Source organism: Streptomyces sp. NRRL B-1140 (genome assembly GCF_001280065.1).
Lineage (GTDB): Bacteria > Actinomycetota > Actinomycetes > Streptomycetales > Streptomycetaceae > Streptomyces.
Map to the genome: position 1 here is coordinate 1 of NZ_LGEA01000097.1, position 15294 is coordinate 15294.

A 15294-nucleotide genomic window follows, 5' to 3' on the forward strand; every position below is an offset into this window, starting at 1 on the left:
GACTTCCTCCACGTCTACAACTACCATCGCTGCCACACCGCACTCGGAGGCCAGCCACCGATCAGCCGTGTGAACAACGCTCCAGGTCAATACACCTAGTCGAGCCCGTAGACCCGTCTCGCGTTCCCCGACGCCAGCATGCCCGCCACCCGCTGCGCGTCGGCCGGTGACCAGGCGCCCTCGGCTACCCAGGTGCCGAGCACCCGCCCCAGGGCCTCACGGAACAGCCGGGCCCCCACCACGTGCAGCTCGGGCAGGCCCTGGGCGCCGGTGGAGAAGAGGATCTTGCCGAAGGGGGCCAGCTCCAGGATCTCCGCGAGGACGGTCGCGGCCCGGGCGCCCGTGCGGACCAGGGCCGCGCCGCAGTCGACGTGGACGTGCGGGAAGACACCGGCGAGATGGGCGGCCTGCCGGTGGTACGGGTAGCCGTGCAGCAGGACCAGGTCCGTGCCGAGACCGGCGGTGGCCCGAACGAAGTCCGTCAGGAGCACCGGGTCCGTCCCGTCGGCCCGCAGCCCCGGTGCGCCGAGCCCCGCGTGCAGCTGCAGCGGCAGCCCCGAGGCGACCGCGCTCCACAGCAGGTGCCGTAGCAGCACCGGATCGCTCAGCTCTTCGCCGACCCCGCGCCCGGCGAGCCAGCGGCCGGCCGCGCCCCGCACCTCCCCCGGCCCGGGCGGCTCCGGCGCGAGGGCGAGGCCGTGCCGTGTGCCGGCGACCGAGGTGAAGGCGACGGCGGTCGCGGCGGCCGCGTGCACCGACTCGGCGAGGTTGGCGAGGAAGGACTCGACGGTGCCGGAGGTGTCGGCGACCTGCTCGGCGAGGAGTTCCAGGCGCACGATCTCGCGGGCCCGGGCGGCTCCCGCGCTGGCCAGTTCCCCCGGTTCCGTCAGGTCGCCGGGGAGGCCGGTGTCGACCAGGTAGGTGGTGATGCCGCTGCCGCGCAACAGGCGGCGGCCGGACTCCAGGACGCCCAGTTCCCGGCGTCGGGCCAGGTAGCGCGCGGGTGTGCAGTGGGATTCGAGGCCGAGCAGCGGCGGGCACCAGCGCCGCACGGCGAAGCCGGTCTGGGTGTCGAAGAGGGTGGTGCCGGGGGCGGGTGGGCCCTCGGTGCGGCTGAGGTGGGCCTCGAAGGTGCCGAGGCCCAGCTCCGTCCGGAGTACTCCGTGGCAGTACTGGTCCACCAGTGACGGCGTTTCGATCATCCGGGCCTCCCGGGGTGGACCCTGTTGCTCTCAAGGGTCCTAACGGGTGAACCGGGTGTGAGGTCGCGGGGCCGTCGTGGGAGTACCGGTGGGTTCGGCGGGTGCGGGGCCGTTGTGGCTGGTCGCGCCCACGCGGCGGAGCCGCACATCGATACAGCCCCGCGCCCCCGAAACGGGTCAGTCGTTCTTGGGGCCGCCGACCTGGATGCCGGCCATGCGCGACCACTCGTAGCGGCCGGTCTTGACCTTGGCCGCGAACTCGCCGTCGAAGGACTCGTGGCGGGTGATGCCCGCCTTCTGCACGGCCTGCTCGGCGATGTCGTAGGACGGGGCGACCAGGTCGCCCCAGTTGCCGTCCTCGCCGACCAGGACGATGCGGGCGCCGCGCTCGCCGAGGTAGGCGACCTGGCCCTCGGCGCCGCCGTGGGCCGCGGAGAAGGAGGAGATCTGCTTGGCCAGCCGGGCCACCTTGCGCTCGGCCTTCGGGTCAACCTGCTGCGTGTCTGCCATGGCCAGGATGCTACTCACGAGTAGATCGACTCGCGAGGGCGGGGCGGTGTGACGTGCGTCAGCGCAGGAAGGGGTCGACCGCGACCGCCACGAAGAGCAGCGACACATAGGTGATCGACCAGTGGAACAGGCGCATCTCCTTCAGCTTCGCGCCCGTCACCTCAGCCTTGGCGCGGTTCTGCAGGCCGTGCGCCTCCCAGAGCCAGAAGCCGCCCGCCAGCAGGGCCACCGAGGTGTAGAACCAGCCGGTGTAGCCCAGCGGGGTGAGCAGGAGCGAGACGCCGACCATGACCCAGCTGTAGATCACGATCTGCTTGGCGACCACCTTGTTGGAGGCCACCACCGGCAGCATGGGCACGCCCACGCGCGCGTAGTCGTCCTTGACCTTCATGGACAGCGGCCAGTAGTGCGGCGGCGTCCAGAAGAACATGACCATGAAGAGGATGACCGGCGCCCACGACATCGAGTTCGTGACCGAGGACCAGCCGATCAGCACCGGCAGGCAGCCGGCGATGCCGCCCCACACGATGTTCTGCGAGGTGCGGCGCTTGAGGATCATCGTGTAGACGACGACGTAGAAGAGGAGCGCGCCGAGGGCGAGCCAGGCGCTCAGCCAGTTCACGGTGAGGCCGAAGAGCAGGGTGGACGTGATGGCCAGGGTGATGCCGAAGGCCAGGCACTCGCGCGGGCTGACCATGCCGGTGACCAGCGGGCGCTGCGAGGTGCGGTCCATGAGCGCGTCGATGTCGCGGTCGATGTACATGTTGAGCGCGTTCGCGCCGCCCGCGGACAGGTAGCCGCCGAGACACGTCAGCAGCACCAGTGTCAGGTCGGGCACGCCCTGCTGCGCCAGGAACATCACCGGCACCGTGGTGATCAGCAGCAGCTCGATGATCCGCGGCTTGGTGAGAGCCACGAAAGCCATGACACGGGCCCCGAGCGGCCGGTGAGCCGGGCTCTGGTCCGCCCCGGTCATCCCCGCTGGACGGGATTCAACGGCCGTCACGCACACCCCTACAGAGACATCCCAGCAAGCCTCACCGCTGTGAAGTCCCGGTAAAGGCTCGCGCGTACCACGCCACTTTAGACGTTGCCCAGACTCGGACATTCGCGGGGGTCGTCTCGTGTTGGCGGGCACCTTCCGAAGGGCGCGCCGAAGCTCGATTGAGCACCCGGATGAGCGGCTCCGTATTCACCTGTCGAATACGGTACGGCCCAGTCAGGAAGCGGATCGGGATCCGTCCCGGCACTCTGGAGTGACTCGAAAAAACGCACGTCCCACGGGGGTAGGCTCGACTGCGGCCGGTGGGCGCCCCGATACACCGGCATCCGACATGTGGAGAGGAGCCCTGACCCAGGGTGAGCACCAAGCCGACCACCACAGACCTCGAGTGGACCGAGTTGGACCAGCGGTCCGTCGACACCGCGCGTGTCCTGGCCGCCGATGCCGTACAGAAGGTCGGCAACGGCCATCCGGGTACGGCGATGAGCCTGGCGCCTGCCGCCTACACCCTCTTCCAGAAGGTGATGCGGCACGACCCGGCGGACGCCGACTGGGTCGGACGGGACCGCTTCGTGCTGTCCGCCGGCCACTCGTCCCTGACCCTCTACACCCAGCTGTACCTGGCCGGCTTCGGCCTGGAGCTGGACGACCTGAAGTCCTTCCGCACGTGGGGCTCCAAGACCCCCGGTCACCCCGAGTACGGGCACACGACCGGTGTGGAGACGACGACCGGCCCGCTCGGCCAGGGTGTCGCGAACGCGGTCGGCATGGCGATGGCCGCCCGCTACGAGCGCGGCCTGTTCGACCCGGAGGCCGCCGAGGGCGAGTCGCCCTTCGACCACTTCGTCTACTGCATCGCCGGTGACGGCTGCCTCCAGGAGGGCATCTCCGCCGAGGCGTCCTCGATGGCGGGCCACCAGAAGCTCGGCAACCTGATCCTGCTGTGGGACGACAACCACATCTCGATCGAGGGCGACACCGAGACGGCCGTGTCCGAGGACACCGTCAAGCGGTACGAGGCGTACGGCTGGCACGTCCAGCGGGTGGAGCCGAAGGCCGACGGGGACCTGGACCCGGCCGCGATCTACGAGGCGATCCAGAAGGCCAAGGCCGTGACGGACAGGCCGTCGTTCATCGCGATGCGCTCGATCATCGCCTGGCCGGCCCCGAACGCGCAGAACACCGAGGCCGCGCACGGCTCGGCGCTGGGCGACGACGAGGTCGCGGCGACCAAGCGGGTCCTCGGCTTCGACCCGGAGCAGTCCTTCGAGGTGTCCGACGAGGTCATCTCGCACACCCGCAAGGCGCTGGAGCGGGGCCAGGCGGCCCGCGCGGTGTGGGAGAAGGCGTACCAGCAGTGGCGGGACAACAACCCCGAGCGCGCCGCGGAGTACGACCGGATCGCCAAGGGTGAGCTGCCCAAGGGCTGGGAGGAGAAGATCCCGGTCTTCGAGGTCGGCAAGGGTGTCGCCACGCGCGCCGCCTCCGGCAAGATCCTCCAGGCGCTCGGCGGGGTCGTCCCCGAGCTGTGGGGCGGATCGGCCGACCTGGCCGGCTCCAACAACACCACGATCGACAAGACCAGCTCCTTCCTCCCGGCGGACAACCCGCTGCCGGAGGCGGACCCGTACGGCCGCACGATCCACTTCGGTATCCGCGAGCACGCGATGGCCGCCGAGATGAACGGCATCGCGCTGCACGGCAACACCCGCATCTACGGCGGCACCTTCCTGGTGTTCTCCGACTACATGCGCAACGCGGTGCGGCTGTCGGCGCTGATGCACCTGCCGGTGACGTACGTGTGGACGCACGACTCCATCGGTCTGGGCGAGGACGGCCCGACGCACCAGCCGGTCGAGCACCTCGCCTCGCTGCGCGCGATCCCGGGCCTGAACGTCGTGCGCCCGGCCGACGCCAACGAGACCGCCATCGCCTGGCGCGAGATCCTCAAGCGCTGGACGAAGGAGTTCGGCAAGGGCCAGCCGCACGGTCTGGCGCTGACGCGTCAGGGCGTGCCGACGTACGCGCCCAACGAGGGTGCCGCGCGCGGCGGTTACGTGCTGTTCGAGGCCGACGGCGGCGAGCCCGAGGTCATCCTGATCGCCACCGGCTCGGAGGTGCACGTCGCCGTCGAGGCGCGCGAGCAGCTCCAGAGCGCCGGCGTGCCCACGCGCGTCGTGTCCATGCCGTCGGTGGAGTGGTTCGAGCAGCAGGACCAGGGGTACCGGGACAGCGTCCTGCCGCCGTCCGTCCGGGCTCGTGTCGCGGTGGAGGCCGGTATCGGTCTCACGTGGCACAAGTACGTGGGGGACGCCGGCCGCATCGTTTCCCTGGAGCACTTCGGTGCTTCGGCCGACGGCAAGGTCCTCTTCCGCGAGTTCGGCTTCACTCCCGAGAACGTGGCCGCCGCCGCGCGGGAATCGATCGCCGCAGCTCAGCGCTGACGCTTATACACGACACGTAGGAGATGGAATTTCCATGACAGACGCACTGAAGCGCCTCTCCGAGGAAGGCGTGGCGATCTGGCTGGACGACCTGTCGCGCAAGCGGATCACGTCCGGCAACCTCGCCGAGCTGATCGACCAGCAGCACGTCGTGGGCGTCACCACCAACCCGTCGATCTTCCAGAAGGCGATCTCGCAGGGCGACGGCTACGACACGCAGCTGACCGACCTCGCCGCCCGCAAGGTCACGGTCGAAGAGGCCATCCGCATGATCACGACGGCGGACGTCCGCGACGCCGCCGACATCCTGCGCCCGGTCTTCGACGCCACCGGCGGCCAGGACGGCCGGGTCTCGATCGAGGTCGACCCGCGCCTGGCGCACCACACGCGGGCGACGGTCGCCGAGGCCAAGCAGCTCGCCTGGCTGGTGGACCGGCCCAACACCCTCATCAAGATCCCGGCGACCGAGGCGGGCATCCCGGCCATCGCCGAGACCATCGGCCTGGGCATCAGCGTCAACGTCACGCTGATCTTCTCGCTGGAGCGCTACCGCCTGGTCATGGACGCGTTCCTGGAGGGCCTGGAGAAGGCCAAGGAGCGCGGCCTGGACCTGTCGCAGATCCACTCCGTGGCCTCGTTCTTCGTGTCCCGCGTGGACACCGAGATCGACAAGCGGATCGACGCGCTGGGCACCGACGAGGCCAAGGCCGCGCGGGGCAAGGCCGGTATCGCCAACGCCCGGCTGGCCTACCAGGCGTACGAGGAGGTCTTCTCCTCGGACCGCTGGAGCGCGCTGGAGAAGGCGGGCGCCAACAAGCAGCGTCCGCTGTGGGCGTCCACCGGCGTGAAGGACAAGGCGTACAAGCCCACCCTGTACGTCGACGAGCTGGTCGCGCCCAACACGGTGAACACCATGCCGGAGGCGACGCTGTTCGCCACGGAGGAGCAGGGCGAGATCCGCGGCAACGCCGTCGCCGGTACGTACGAGCAGGCCCGCGCCGACCTCGACGCGGTCGAGAAGCTCGGGATCAAGTACGACGACGTGGTGCGGCTGCTGGAGGAGGAGGGCGTCCAGAAGTTCGAGGACTCCTGGACCGACCTGCTGAAGTCGACCGAGGCCGAGCTTCAGCGCCTCGCCCCCTCGGAGGGCTGAACAGGTGTCGAGCAGCAACCCGCTGCGTGACCCCGCGGACCGACGGCTCCCGCGCATCGCGGGGCCGTCGGGCCTGGTCATCTTCGGCGTCACGGGGGACCTGTCCCGCAAGAAGCTCATGCCCGCCGTGTACGACCTCGCCAACCGGGGTCTGCTGCCGCCGGGCTTCTCGCTGGTCGGCTTCGCCCGCCGCGAGTGGGCGCACGAGGACTTCGCGCAGGAGGTCCACGACGCCGTCAAGGAGCACGCCCGCACGCCCTTCCGCGAGGAGGTCTGGCAGCAGCTCATCCAGGGCATGCGCTTCGTGCAGGGCACGTTCGACGACGACGACGCCTTCGAGCGGCTGCGCTCCACGATCGAGGAGCTCGACAAGGCACAGGGCACGGGCGGCAACTTCGCCTTCTACCTGTCGGTGCCGCCGTCGGCCTTCCCGGTGGTCATCAAGCAGCTGAAGAAGCACCAGCTGGCCGACCAGACGGGCGGTTCCTGGCGGCGCGCGATCATCGAGAAGCCGTTCGGCCACAACCTGGAGTCGGCCGAGGAGCTCAACAAGCTCGTCCACGAGGTCTTCGCCCCGGACCAGGTCTTCCGCATCGACCACTACCTGGGCAAGGAGACCGTCCAGAACATCCTGGCGCTGCGCTTCGCCAACACCATGTTCGAGCCGATCTGGAACCGGTCCCTCGTGGACCACGTGCAGATCACCATGGCCGAGGACATCGGCATCGGCGGCCGGGCCGGGTACTACGACGGCATCGGCGCCGCCCGGGACGTCATCCAGAACCACCTGCTCCAGCTGATGGCCCTGACGGCCATGGAGGAGCCGGCCTCCTTCGACGCGGACGCGCTGGCCGCGGAGAAGACGAAGGTGCTCGGCGCCGTGCGGCTGCCGAAGGACATGGGCCGCGACACCGTGCGCGCCCAGTACGCGGCCGGCTGGCAGGGCGGCGCGAAGGTGATCGGCTATCTCGACGAGGACGGTATCGACGCCTCCTCGAAGACCGACACGTACGCCGCGATCAAGCTGGAGATCGACAACCGCCGCTGGGCGGGCGTCCCCTTCTACCTGCGCACCGGCAAGCGCCTGGGCCGCCGGGTGACGGAGATCGCGGTCGTCTTCCAGCGGGCCCCGCACTCCCCCTTCGACTCCACCGCCACCGAGGAGCTCGGCTCCAACGCGATCGTCATCCGCGTCCAGCCGGACGAAGGCGTGACGGTCCGCTTCGGCTCGAAGGTGCCGGGTACGTCGATGGAGATCCGGGACGTGTCGATGGACTTCGCCTACGGCGAGTCCTTCACGGAGTCCAGCCCGGAGGCGTACGAGCGTCTGATCCTGGACGTTCTGCTCGGTGACTCGAACCTCTTCCCGCGCACCGAGGAGGTCGAGCTGTCCTGGAAGATCCTCGACCCGATCGAGGAGTACTGGGACAAGAACGGCAAGCCCGCCCAGTACCCGGCCGGTACCTGGGGGCCCGTCGAGGCGGACGAAATGCTCGAGCGACACGGACGGAGCTGGCGCCGGCCATGAAGACAGACCTCACGGACACCACGGCCAGCAAGGTCAACAAGGCCCTGGTGCAGGGGCGCCGGGCGATCGGCACTCCGGCGGTCGGCATGGTGCTCACGCTGGTCATCGTGACGGACGAGGAGAACGCCTACGACGCGCTGAAGGCCGCGAGCGACGCCGCGCACGAGCATCCCTCGCGCACGCTCGTGGTGATCAAGCGCGTCTCCCGCTCGCCCCGCGACCGCACACAGTCCCGTCTGGACGCGGAGGTCCGGGTCGGCGCGGACGCGGGCACCGGTGAGACGGTCGTGCTCCGGCTGTACGGCGAGGTCGCGGACCACGCCCAGTCGGTGGTGCTGCCGTTGCTGCTGCCGGACGCCCCGGTGGTGGTGTGGTGGCCGGTGAACGCGCCGCTGGACCCGGCGAAGGACCCCCTGGGTGCCCTCGCGCAGCGCCGCGTCACCGACACCTACGCCTCCGAGCAGCCGGTCCGCGACCTTGCGACCAGGTCCCGGGCCTACACCCCCGGTGACACGGACCTGTCCTGGACCCGCATCACGCCCTGGCGTTCCATGCTGGCGGCGGCCCTCGACCAGGTGGCCTGCGAGGTGCGGGCCGTCGAGGTGGAGGGCGAGGAGTTCAACCCGAGTTGTGAGCTGCTGGCGATGTGGCTCGCGGACCGGCTGGACGTCCCCGTGAAGCGCTCGCTGTCCAGCGGCCCGGGTCTGACGGCGGTCCGGATGGACACCAACTGCGGGCCGATCAAGCTGGACCGTGCCGACGGTTCGCTGGCGACGCTCTCCATCGAGGGCCAGCCGGACCGGGCCGTCGCGCTCAAGCGCAGGGAGACCGCCGAGCTGATGGCGGAGGAGCTGCGCCGCCTGGACCCGGACGACACATACGCGTCGGCGCTGCGGTTCGGGGTGGACCGGCTGAAGTCGTCCTGGTCGGCTCCGGCGCCGCGGGTCCCCGGGGACTCGGCCGCCAAAGGAGAGCGCGGAGAGCCCAAAAGTGACGGGCGAGGACGACTCGCCCTCCCCGCTCCCGTTGAAGCGGCTGCGAAAGCTCCCGCTTCACAAGCGACGGCGGAGGAACCGGTGAGGCAGGAACCGCCCGCGCTGGAACCGGTACGGAAGGCGACGACGAAGTGAGTACGGCACCGCAGCTGGTCGTCCACCGCGACAAGGAGCTGATGGCGCAGGCCGCGGCGGCGCGGCTGATCACCAGGATCGTGGACGCGCAGGCCTCCCGGGGTTCGGCGTCCGTGGTCCTGACGGGCGGCCGCAACGGCAACGGCCTGCTTGCCGCGTTGGCCGCGGCGCCCGCCCGGGACGCGATCGACTGGAGCCGGCTCGACCTCTGGTGGGGCGACGAGCGGTTCCTGCCCGAGGGCGACCCCGAGCGCAACGTCACCCAGGCCAGGGAGGCCCTGCTCGACTCGGTGCCGCTCGATCCGAAGCGGGTGCACGCGATGCCCGCGTCGGACGGGCCGCACGGGACCGACGTGGACGCGGCGGCCGCCGCGTACGCGCAGGAGCTGGCAGCGGCGGCGGGCCCGGAGAACCACGGGCCGGTGCCCACGTTCGACGTGCTGATGCTGGGCGTCGGGCCGGACACGCATGTGGCGTCACTGTTCCCGGAGTTGCCGGCGGTGCGGGAGACGGAGCGTACGGTCGTGGGCGTCCACGGCGCGCCCAAGCCGCCGCCGACCCGGGTGACGCTGACGCTGCCGGCGATCCGGACGGCGCGTGAGGTGTGGCTGCTGGCGGCGGGCGAGGACAAGGCGCAGGCGGCGGCGATCGCCCTGTCGGGGGCGGGAGAGATCCAGGCTCCGGCGGCGGGGGCGTACGGCAGGAGCCGGACCCTGTGGCTCCTGGACGGGGCGGCGGCGTCGCAGCTACCGCGTTCGCTGTATCCGCCGGCTTCGGCCTAGGCACACCAGGGGGCTCCGCCCCCTGGACCCCCATTCCTTCGCCCACCCACCACCCGAAGCGGTCAGCCAGGAGGCTGAACTCACGAGTTGCCCCCTGTCAGGGCAGTTTCGGGTGGTGGGTGGGCATAGGTCCGGGGGTCCAGGGGGCGGAGCCCTCTGGTACAGCGGCTACTTGACCGATCCGGCCATCACGCCCTGCACGAAGTGCCTCTGGAACGCGAAGAACACGACGACGGGGACGATCAGCGACACGAACGCCCCCGGTGCCAGCACGTCGATGTTGCTTCCGAACTGCCGTATCTGCGACTGGAGTTCCACGGTCAGCGGCTGTGACGTGCTGTCCGCGAACAGCAGCGCCACCAGCATGTCGTTCCATACCCAAAGGAACTGGAAGATGGCCAGGGAGGCGATCGCCGGCCGCCCCACGGGCAGGACCAGCCGCGTGAAGATGCGCCACTCACTGCCCCCGTCCATGCGAGCCGCCTCCAGCATCTCCTTCGGCATCTCGGCGAAGTAGTTGCGGAGCAGGAACACCGCGAACGGCAGGCCGTAGGCCACGTGGAAGAGGACGACACCGGGAATCGTGCCGAACAGGCCCAGTTGCCCGAAGAGTTTGGCGACCGGCAGCAGTCCGATCTGCACGGGCACCACCAGCAGCGCGACCACGACCAGGAAGATCGTCTCCCGCCCGGGGAAGTCCAGCCACGCGAAGGCGTAGCCCGCGAGTGCCGCGATCACCACGACCAGAACGGTCGTGGGCACCGATATCAGCACCGTGTTCCAGAACGCCTGGGTGATCCCGGCGTTGCCCAGCAGGGACGAGTAGTTGTCGAAGGACAGCTGCCCGGGGCTGGAGAACACCGTCCACCAGCCGCCCTTGGCCGTGTCCTCGGCGGACCGCAGCGAGGACAGGAACAGCCCCGCCAGCGGCGTCATCCACACCAGGCCGATCAGGACGAGGAAGGCCTGGACGGCCCCGTTGCCCAGTCCGCGCCGGACCGCGTTCATCGCTGACTCCTTCGGAAGCGGCGGACGTTGAACACCATGGCCGGGACGACCAGCAGCAGGAGCAGTACGCCGAGGGCGCTGCCGAGTCCCTGGTTGTTGCCGCCGCCGAACGACACCAGCCACATCTGCGTCGCGAGCACGGTCGCGTCCTCCTGCACGGGGCCGGGCGCGATGATGTAGACGAGGTCGAAGACCTTCATCACGTTGATGACGAGGGTGATGAACACGACCGACAGCACCGGTGCCAGCAGCGGCACCGTGATCCGCCGGAAGATCTGCCACTCGTTCGCGCCGTCCATCCGCGCCGCCTCCAGGGCGTCCCGGGGCAGTGTCGACAGTCCCGCCCCGATCAGCACCATGGCGAAGCCGGTCCATATCCACAGGTAGGCGCCGATGATCGCCGGGGTGACCAGCGCCGGCCCGAGCCAGGAGACGCCGTCGTAGGGCTGGGCGAAGTTCGACGACGGCAGTCTCACCTCGTAGGAGCCCGACGCGAGGCCCTCGAAGCGGAAGGAACCGTCGGCGGTCGTGGTGGTCGCGGCGATCGTCTCGCCGTCGCGGACCGCCTCGACCTTCATCTCCGGCAGCCCGCTCTCCCCCCGGTCGACCTTGCCCTGCTCCCCTCCGCCGCCGGGCTTGAAGTCGAGGTAGACGACTCCGCGCAGTTCGTCGGCGGCGGCCTTGCGTGCCGCCGCCGCGTAGGCCGGCTCGGCTCCGCCCGGCAGGTCGTCGGGCTGCACGCCGACCAGGCCCAGCGCCACCGCGTCGCCGGGCGCCACGCTCGTGCTCGTGCGGTACGAGCCGTCCTTGTCCTTCGTCAGGCCGTGGGCGTCGCGTGCCCGGGCCGTCGGGTAGGAGGACTCCCCCTTAAAGGCGTCGTGGACGGAGACGACCGCGGCGTTGAGCACGCCCTTGTCGGGATCCTCGTCGTAGGCGAGCCGGAAGATGATGCCGGCGGCGAGGAAGGAGACGGCCATCGGCATGAAGAGGAGCAGCTTGAAGGCCGTGGCCCAGCGGACCTTCTCCACCAGGACGGCGAGGATCAGCCCGAGGCCGGTGAGCAGAGCCGGGGCGATGACGACCCAGATGGCCGTGTTGCGGACGGCTTTGAGAGTCGCCGGGTCCCGGAACATCTCGGCGTAGTTGTCGCCGCCGACGAAGCTCGTCCCGGAGGCGTCGAAGAAGCTGCGGCCGATGCTGAACAGCACCGGGTAGACGACGAGCGCGCCGAGCAGCAGCAGTGCGGGCAGCACGAACAGCAGGGCGATGATCTTCCCGCGCCGGCGCAGTCGCCGGGTGCGGTCGGCGACCGGGCCGGGGGGTGGTGAACTCGTCTCTTGCGCGAGGGTCGCTGTCATGGCGTATCAGTCCTGGTACGCCTTGGCCGCCGCGGCCTCCAGCTTCGCCGCGGTGCCCTTCGGGTCGGACGGGTCGCGCAGGAAGTCCTGCAGCAGCTTCCACTCGCCGGTGCCCTTGGTGCCGCCGAACGCGGCCGGGGCCTGGTCGGACATGTCGAAGCGGACCGAGTCGCCCGCCTGGACGAGTGACTTGGCAGTGGCACGGGTGACGTCGTCGCCGTAGGAGGAGAGGTCGACCTTCTTGTTCGGCGAGAGGAAGCCGCCCGCCTCCGCCCACACGGCCGAGGCCTCGGGGGTCGACAGGTACTCCAGGAGGGCCTGCGCGGCCTTCTGGTTCTTGCCGTCCTTGAGGACGACGGCGGCGTCGCCGCCGCTGACGACCGGTGCCTCGCCGCCGCCGACCGCCGGGAACGGGAAGAAGTTCGCGTCCTGGCCGACCTTCTTGCCGAACTGGTCCTTGGCGACACCGGCGACGAAGTCACCCTCGTAGACCATGCCGGCCTCGGGCTCGGGGCCGAACACCTTCTCTACCGAGCCGGGGAAGTCGGTGTTCAGGGCGCCCTTCTGGCCGCCCGCGATGAGCTGCTTGTCCTTGAAGAGCTTGCCGAGCGTGGTGAGGGCGTCGACGACGGACGCGTCGGTCCACTTCAGCTTGTGGGCGGCGAGGGCGTCGTATTTCTCGGGTCCGGCCTGGGAGAGGTAGACGTTCTCGAACCAGTCGGTGAGGGTCCAGCCGTCCTGCCCGGCGACGGAGAACGCGGCGAGCCCGGAGTCGGACACGGTCTGCCCCGCCTTGAGCATCTCGTCGTAGCTCTTGGGGGGCTTGACGCCGGCCTGCTCCAGGGCGTCGGGGCTGTACCAGACGGTCGACTTGTGGGCGGCCTTGAAGTACAGGCCGTAGAGGGTGCCGTCGACGCTGCCGTACTTCTTCCACACGGGGGCGTAGCCCGCGTCGACGGCCTGCTCGGTCTTCTTCGACAGCGGCTTGAGCCAGCCCTTCTGCGCGAACTGCTTGAGCACGCCGACCTGCGGGACCATCACGACGTCGGGGGCGTTGCCGCCCTCGATCTTGCTGCCGACGACGGTGGAGACGTTGTCGCCGGTGGACGTGAACTGCGTCTTGGCGCCGGTCTTCTCGGTGAAGGCGTCCAGCACCTTCTGGAAGTTCTTCTGCTCGGTGCCGGACCAGACACCGGCCACGGTGACCGTCTGGCCGCCGAGCGCCTTGTCGCCGCCGCCGGCCGAGACGGGTCCGCCGCCGCAGGCGGTCGCGCCGAGCGCCAGGACGAGAGCGGTGCAGCCGGTGAGCAGGGTGGTACGTCGTCGCATCATCATTGATGTCCCTTCGGGAAGTTGACTTGCGAAGCGTTCGCTTGCGAGGCGTTCAGGAACGGATCCACCAGGCGGCCGTCGAGCCGGAGAGCACTCCGGACGGGCAGGGGCCACTGGCGAGCAGGGGGGCGCCGGGGACCGGCGCGGGGGTGGGGGCCGTGCCGAAGTTGACGGCACAGACCAGGTCGTCGCCGCGTTCGAAGGCCAGCACACCGGGCGGGGCGTCCAGCCAGCGCAGCGTGCCCTCACCCAACTGGGGAAGCGCGGAGCGCAGTTGGAGGCCGTCGCGGTACAGGTGCCAGAAGGAGCGGGTGTCGGCGAGGGCACGGTCGGTGGCGTACTCGGCGAAGTACTCCGGCTGCGGCAGCCACGGCTTGGCGCTCTCCACGCCCGGCGTGAAGCCGAACGGTGAGGCCTGGCCCGACCAGGGCAGGGGCACCCGGCAGCCGTCGCGGATGCGGGCACGGCTGCCGGTGCGGCGGAAGATCGGGTCGGTGAGCACGTCGTCGGGCAGGTCGACGACCTCCGGCAGCCCGAGCTCCTCGCCCTGGTAGATGTAGGCGGCGCCGGGCAGGGCCAGCATGAGCAGCGCCGCGGCGCGGGCGCGGGCGGCGCCGAGGCCGCTGCCCTCGGTGGCGGGTTCGCCGTAGCGGGTGACGGTGCGGACCTGGTCGTGGTTGTTGAGGACCCAGGTGACGGTCGAGCCGGTCCCGGCGATGTCCTGCATGGCCTCCGAGATGACCTTCTGGAAGGCGTCGGCGTCCCAGGAGGCGCTGAGCAGGTCGAAGAAGAAGGCCTGGTGCAGCTCGTCGGAGCGGACGTACTGCGCGTGCTCGCGGGCGGTCGGGACGGACACCTCGCCGACGAGGAGGCGTTCGCGGTCGTCCCGCTCGGTGTACTCCTCGCATATGGAGCGCCAGCGGCGCCACACGTCGTGCACCTCGGGCTGGTTCCAGGCGAGCGGGTTGACCGAGTCGCGGGTGCGGGCGTCGGCCTCCGGGTCGTCGGAGTCGGGCAGCTCGGGGTGCTTGTAGAGGCCGGCGGCGACGTCGATGCGGAAGCCGTCGACGCCCCGGTCGAGCCAGAAGCGCAGGACCCGGTCGAACTCGGCGGCGACCTCGGGGTCGCGCCAGTTCCAGTCGGGCTGCTCGGGCGTGAACATGTGCAGGTACCACTGGCCGGGCGTCCCGTCCGGCTCGGTCACCCGGCTCCACGCCGGGCCGCCGAACATGGCGTGCCAGTTGTTGGGCGGCTCGGCGCCGTCCGGGCCGCGGCCGTCGGCGAAGTGGAAGCGGGCGCGGGCCGGGCTGCCGGCTAGCGCCTCGCGGAACCAGGGGTGCTCGCTGGAGCAGTGGTTCGGGACGATGTCGAGGAGCACCTTGACGCCGAGTCGCCGCGCGGCCCCGACCAGCTGGTCGAACTCGTCGAGGTCACCGAAGAGCGGGTCGACGTCGCAGTAGTCGGCCACGTCGTAGCCGTGGTCGTGCTGCGGCGAGGGATAGAAGGGGCTCAGCCAGATCCCGTCGACGCCGAGCTTCTTGAGGTACGGCAGTCCGGCCCGGACGCCGGCGAGGTCGCCGATGCCGTCGCCGGTGCTGTCGAGGAAGCTGCGGACGTACACCTGATAGATCACTGCGTCACGCCACCAGTGGTGCCTGTTCAACCCATCGACCTGTCTCTGAGGAGGGCAGCGGTTATGCATGCATGTTAAGTAGGCGTGACGAGAGGGTGTCAATGAAAAGTCAGCAGGTATCGCATGCTTGGGGAGCCCAAAAAGGGACATAAAGGGGTGAACATCAGCGAGATGAGACGCCCGCGTTACCTAACAAGTAAGTAGGAAGGGC

At 70.1% G+C, this 15294-nt stretch carries 12 protein-coding genes and 1 pseudogene; 6 read left to right on the forward strand and 7 right to left on the reverse strand.

What is annotated here, in order from left to right:
* Positions 1–99 (forward strand): annotated as a pseudogene (locus tag ADK65_RS38080) (IS481 family transposase); the annotation flags it as partial.
* On the opposite strand, the gene ADK65_RS17875 reads toward ADK65_RS38080, so the two are convergent.
* From ADK65_RS17875 to ADK65_RS17885, 3 genes are all read right to left on the reverse strand, one after another.
* On the reverse strand, positions 96–1202 hold the full coding sequence (locus ADK65_RS17875; RefSeq protein ID WP_053671176.1) for an amidohydrolase family protein: 1107 nt from the start codon (positions 1200–1202) through the stop codon (positions 96–98). The pseudogene ADK65_RS38080 and the gene ADK65_RS17875 sit on opposite strands and share 4 nt — an antisense overlap.
* Positions 1203–1379: 177 nt before the next feature.
* Positions 1380–1712: a hypothetical protein gene (locus ADK65_RS17880; protein ID WP_053671177.1), complete on the reverse strand. Its 333-nt coding sequence runs from the start codon at positions 1710–1712 to the stop codon at positions 1380–1382.
* A gap of 58 nt (positions 1713–1770) precedes the next feature.
* Positions 1771–2688 carry a heme o synthase gene (locus tag ADK65_RS17885; protein ID WP_199825656.1) on the reverse strand — a complete coding sequence of 306 codons (918 nt, stop codon included), beginning with the start codon at positions 2686–2688 and terminating at the stop codon, positions 1771–1773.
* A 383-nt stretch (positions 2689–3071) separates the two neighbouring features.
* Between ADK65_RS17885 and tkt the strand changes: the two genes are divergently transcribed.
* The 5 genes from tkt to pgl are packed head-to-tail and all read left to right on the forward strand — an operon-like array spanning position 3072 to position 9752.
* Positions 3072–5159 (forward strand): transketolase, encoded by a 2088-nt coding sequence (gene tkt, locus ADK65_RS17890; RefSeq protein ID WP_053671179.1) that lies wholly within the window; start codon positions 3072–3074, stop codon positions 5157–5159.
* A gap of 34 nt (positions 5160–5193) precedes the next feature.
* A complete protein-coding gene (tal, locus tag ADK65_RS17895) occupies positions 5194–6312 on the forward strand; it encodes a transaldolase (RefSeq protein ID WP_053671180.1) in 1119 nt (372 codons plus the stop codon).
* 4 nt (positions 6313–6316) lie between these two features.
* Positions 6317–7840 (forward strand): glucose-6-phosphate dehydrogenase, encoded by a 1524-nt coding sequence (gene zwf / locus ADK65_RS17900; protein WP_053671181.1) that lies wholly within the window; start codon positions 6317–6319, stop codon positions 7838–7840.
* The gene (opcA, locus tag ADK65_RS17905; RefSeq protein ID WP_053671182.1) at positions 7837–8970 is read left to right on the forward strand and encodes a glucose-6-phosphate dehydrogenase assembly protein OpcA; all 1134 of its coding nucleotides are present in this window, start codon (positions 7837–7839) and stop codon (positions 8968–8970) included. The genes zwf and opcA overlap by 4 nt, the downstream gene beginning before the upstream one ends.
* Entirely contained in the window at positions 8967–9752 is a 786-nt protein-coding gene (gene pgl / locus ADK65_RS17910; protein ID WP_078956028.1) for a 6-phosphogluconolactonase, read from the forward strand. Before opcA ends, pgl begins: the two co-directional genes overlap by 4 nt.
* A 168-nt stretch (positions 9753–9920) precedes the next feature.
* Here the strand turns inward: pgl and ADK65_RS17915 are convergent, their stop codons facing one another.
* From ADK65_RS17915 to ADK65_RS17930, 4 genes are read right to left on the reverse strand one after another with little or no spacing between them, the layout of a single operon-like run.
* A complete protein-coding gene (locus tag ADK65_RS17915) occupies positions 9921–10760 on the reverse strand; it encodes a carbohydrate ABC transporter permease (protein ID WP_053671183.1) in 840 nt (279 codons plus the stop codon).
* Entirely contained in the window at positions 10757–12118 is a 1362-nt protein-coding gene (locus ADK65_RS17920) for a carbohydrate ABC transporter permease (RefSeq protein ID WP_053671184.1), read from the reverse strand. The genes ADK65_RS17915 and ADK65_RS17920 overlap by 4 nt, the downstream gene beginning before the upstream one ends.
* A 6-nt stretch (positions 12119–12124) precedes the next feature.
* Positions 12125–13450: an ABC transporter substrate-binding protein gene (locus ADK65_RS17925; RefSeq protein ID WP_053671322.1), complete on the reverse strand. Its 1326-nt coding sequence runs from the start codon at positions 13448–13450 to the stop codon at positions 12125–12127.
* 52 nt (positions 13451–13502) lie between these two features.
* On the reverse strand, positions 13503–15152 hold the full coding sequence (locus ADK65_RS17930) for a glycoside hydrolase family 13 protein (protein WP_199825657.1): 1650 nt from the start codon (positions 15150–15152) through the stop codon (positions 13503–13505).
* Between the last annotated feature and the right edge of the window lie 142 nt (positions 15153–15294).

Bases quoted from the DNA above. Each gene is read 5' to 3' on its own strand.
- ADK65_RS17875 (WP_053671176.1), bottom strand. From the start codon at position 1,202: ATGATCGAAACGCCGTCACTGGTGGACCAGTACTGCCACGGAGTACTC.
- ADK65_RS17880 (WP_053671177.1), bottom strand. From the start codon at position 1,712: ATGGCAGACACGCAGCAGGTTGACCCGAAGGCCGAGCGCAAGGTGGCC.
- ADK65_RS17885 (WP_199825656.1), bottom strand. From the start codon at position 2,688: ATGACCGGGGCGGACCAGAGCCCGGCTCACCGGCCGCTCGGGGCCCGT.
- tal (WP_053671180.1), top strand. From the start codon at position 5,194: ATGACAGACGCACTGAAGCGCCTCTCCGAGGAAGGCGTGGCGATCTGG.
- opcA (WP_053671182.1), top strand. From the start codon at position 7,837: ATGAAGACAGACCTCACGGACACCACGGCCAGCAAGGTCAACAAGGCC.
- ADK65_RS17915 (WP_053671183.1), bottom strand. From the start codon at position 10,760: ATGAACGCGGTCCGGCGCGGACTGGGCAACGGGGCCGTCCAGGCCTTC.
- ADK65_RS17920 (WP_053671184.1), bottom strand. From the start codon at position 12,118: ATGACAGCGACCCTCGCGCAAGAGACGAGTTCACCACCCCCCGGCCCG.
- ADK65_RS17925 (WP_053671322.1), bottom strand. From the start codon at position 13,450: ATGATGCGACGACGTACCACCCTGCTCACCGGCTGCACCGCTCTCGTC.
- ADK65_RS17930 (WP_199825657.1), bottom strand. From the start codon at position 15,152: ATGCATAACCGCTGCCCTCCTCAGAGACAGGTCGATGGGTTGAACAGG.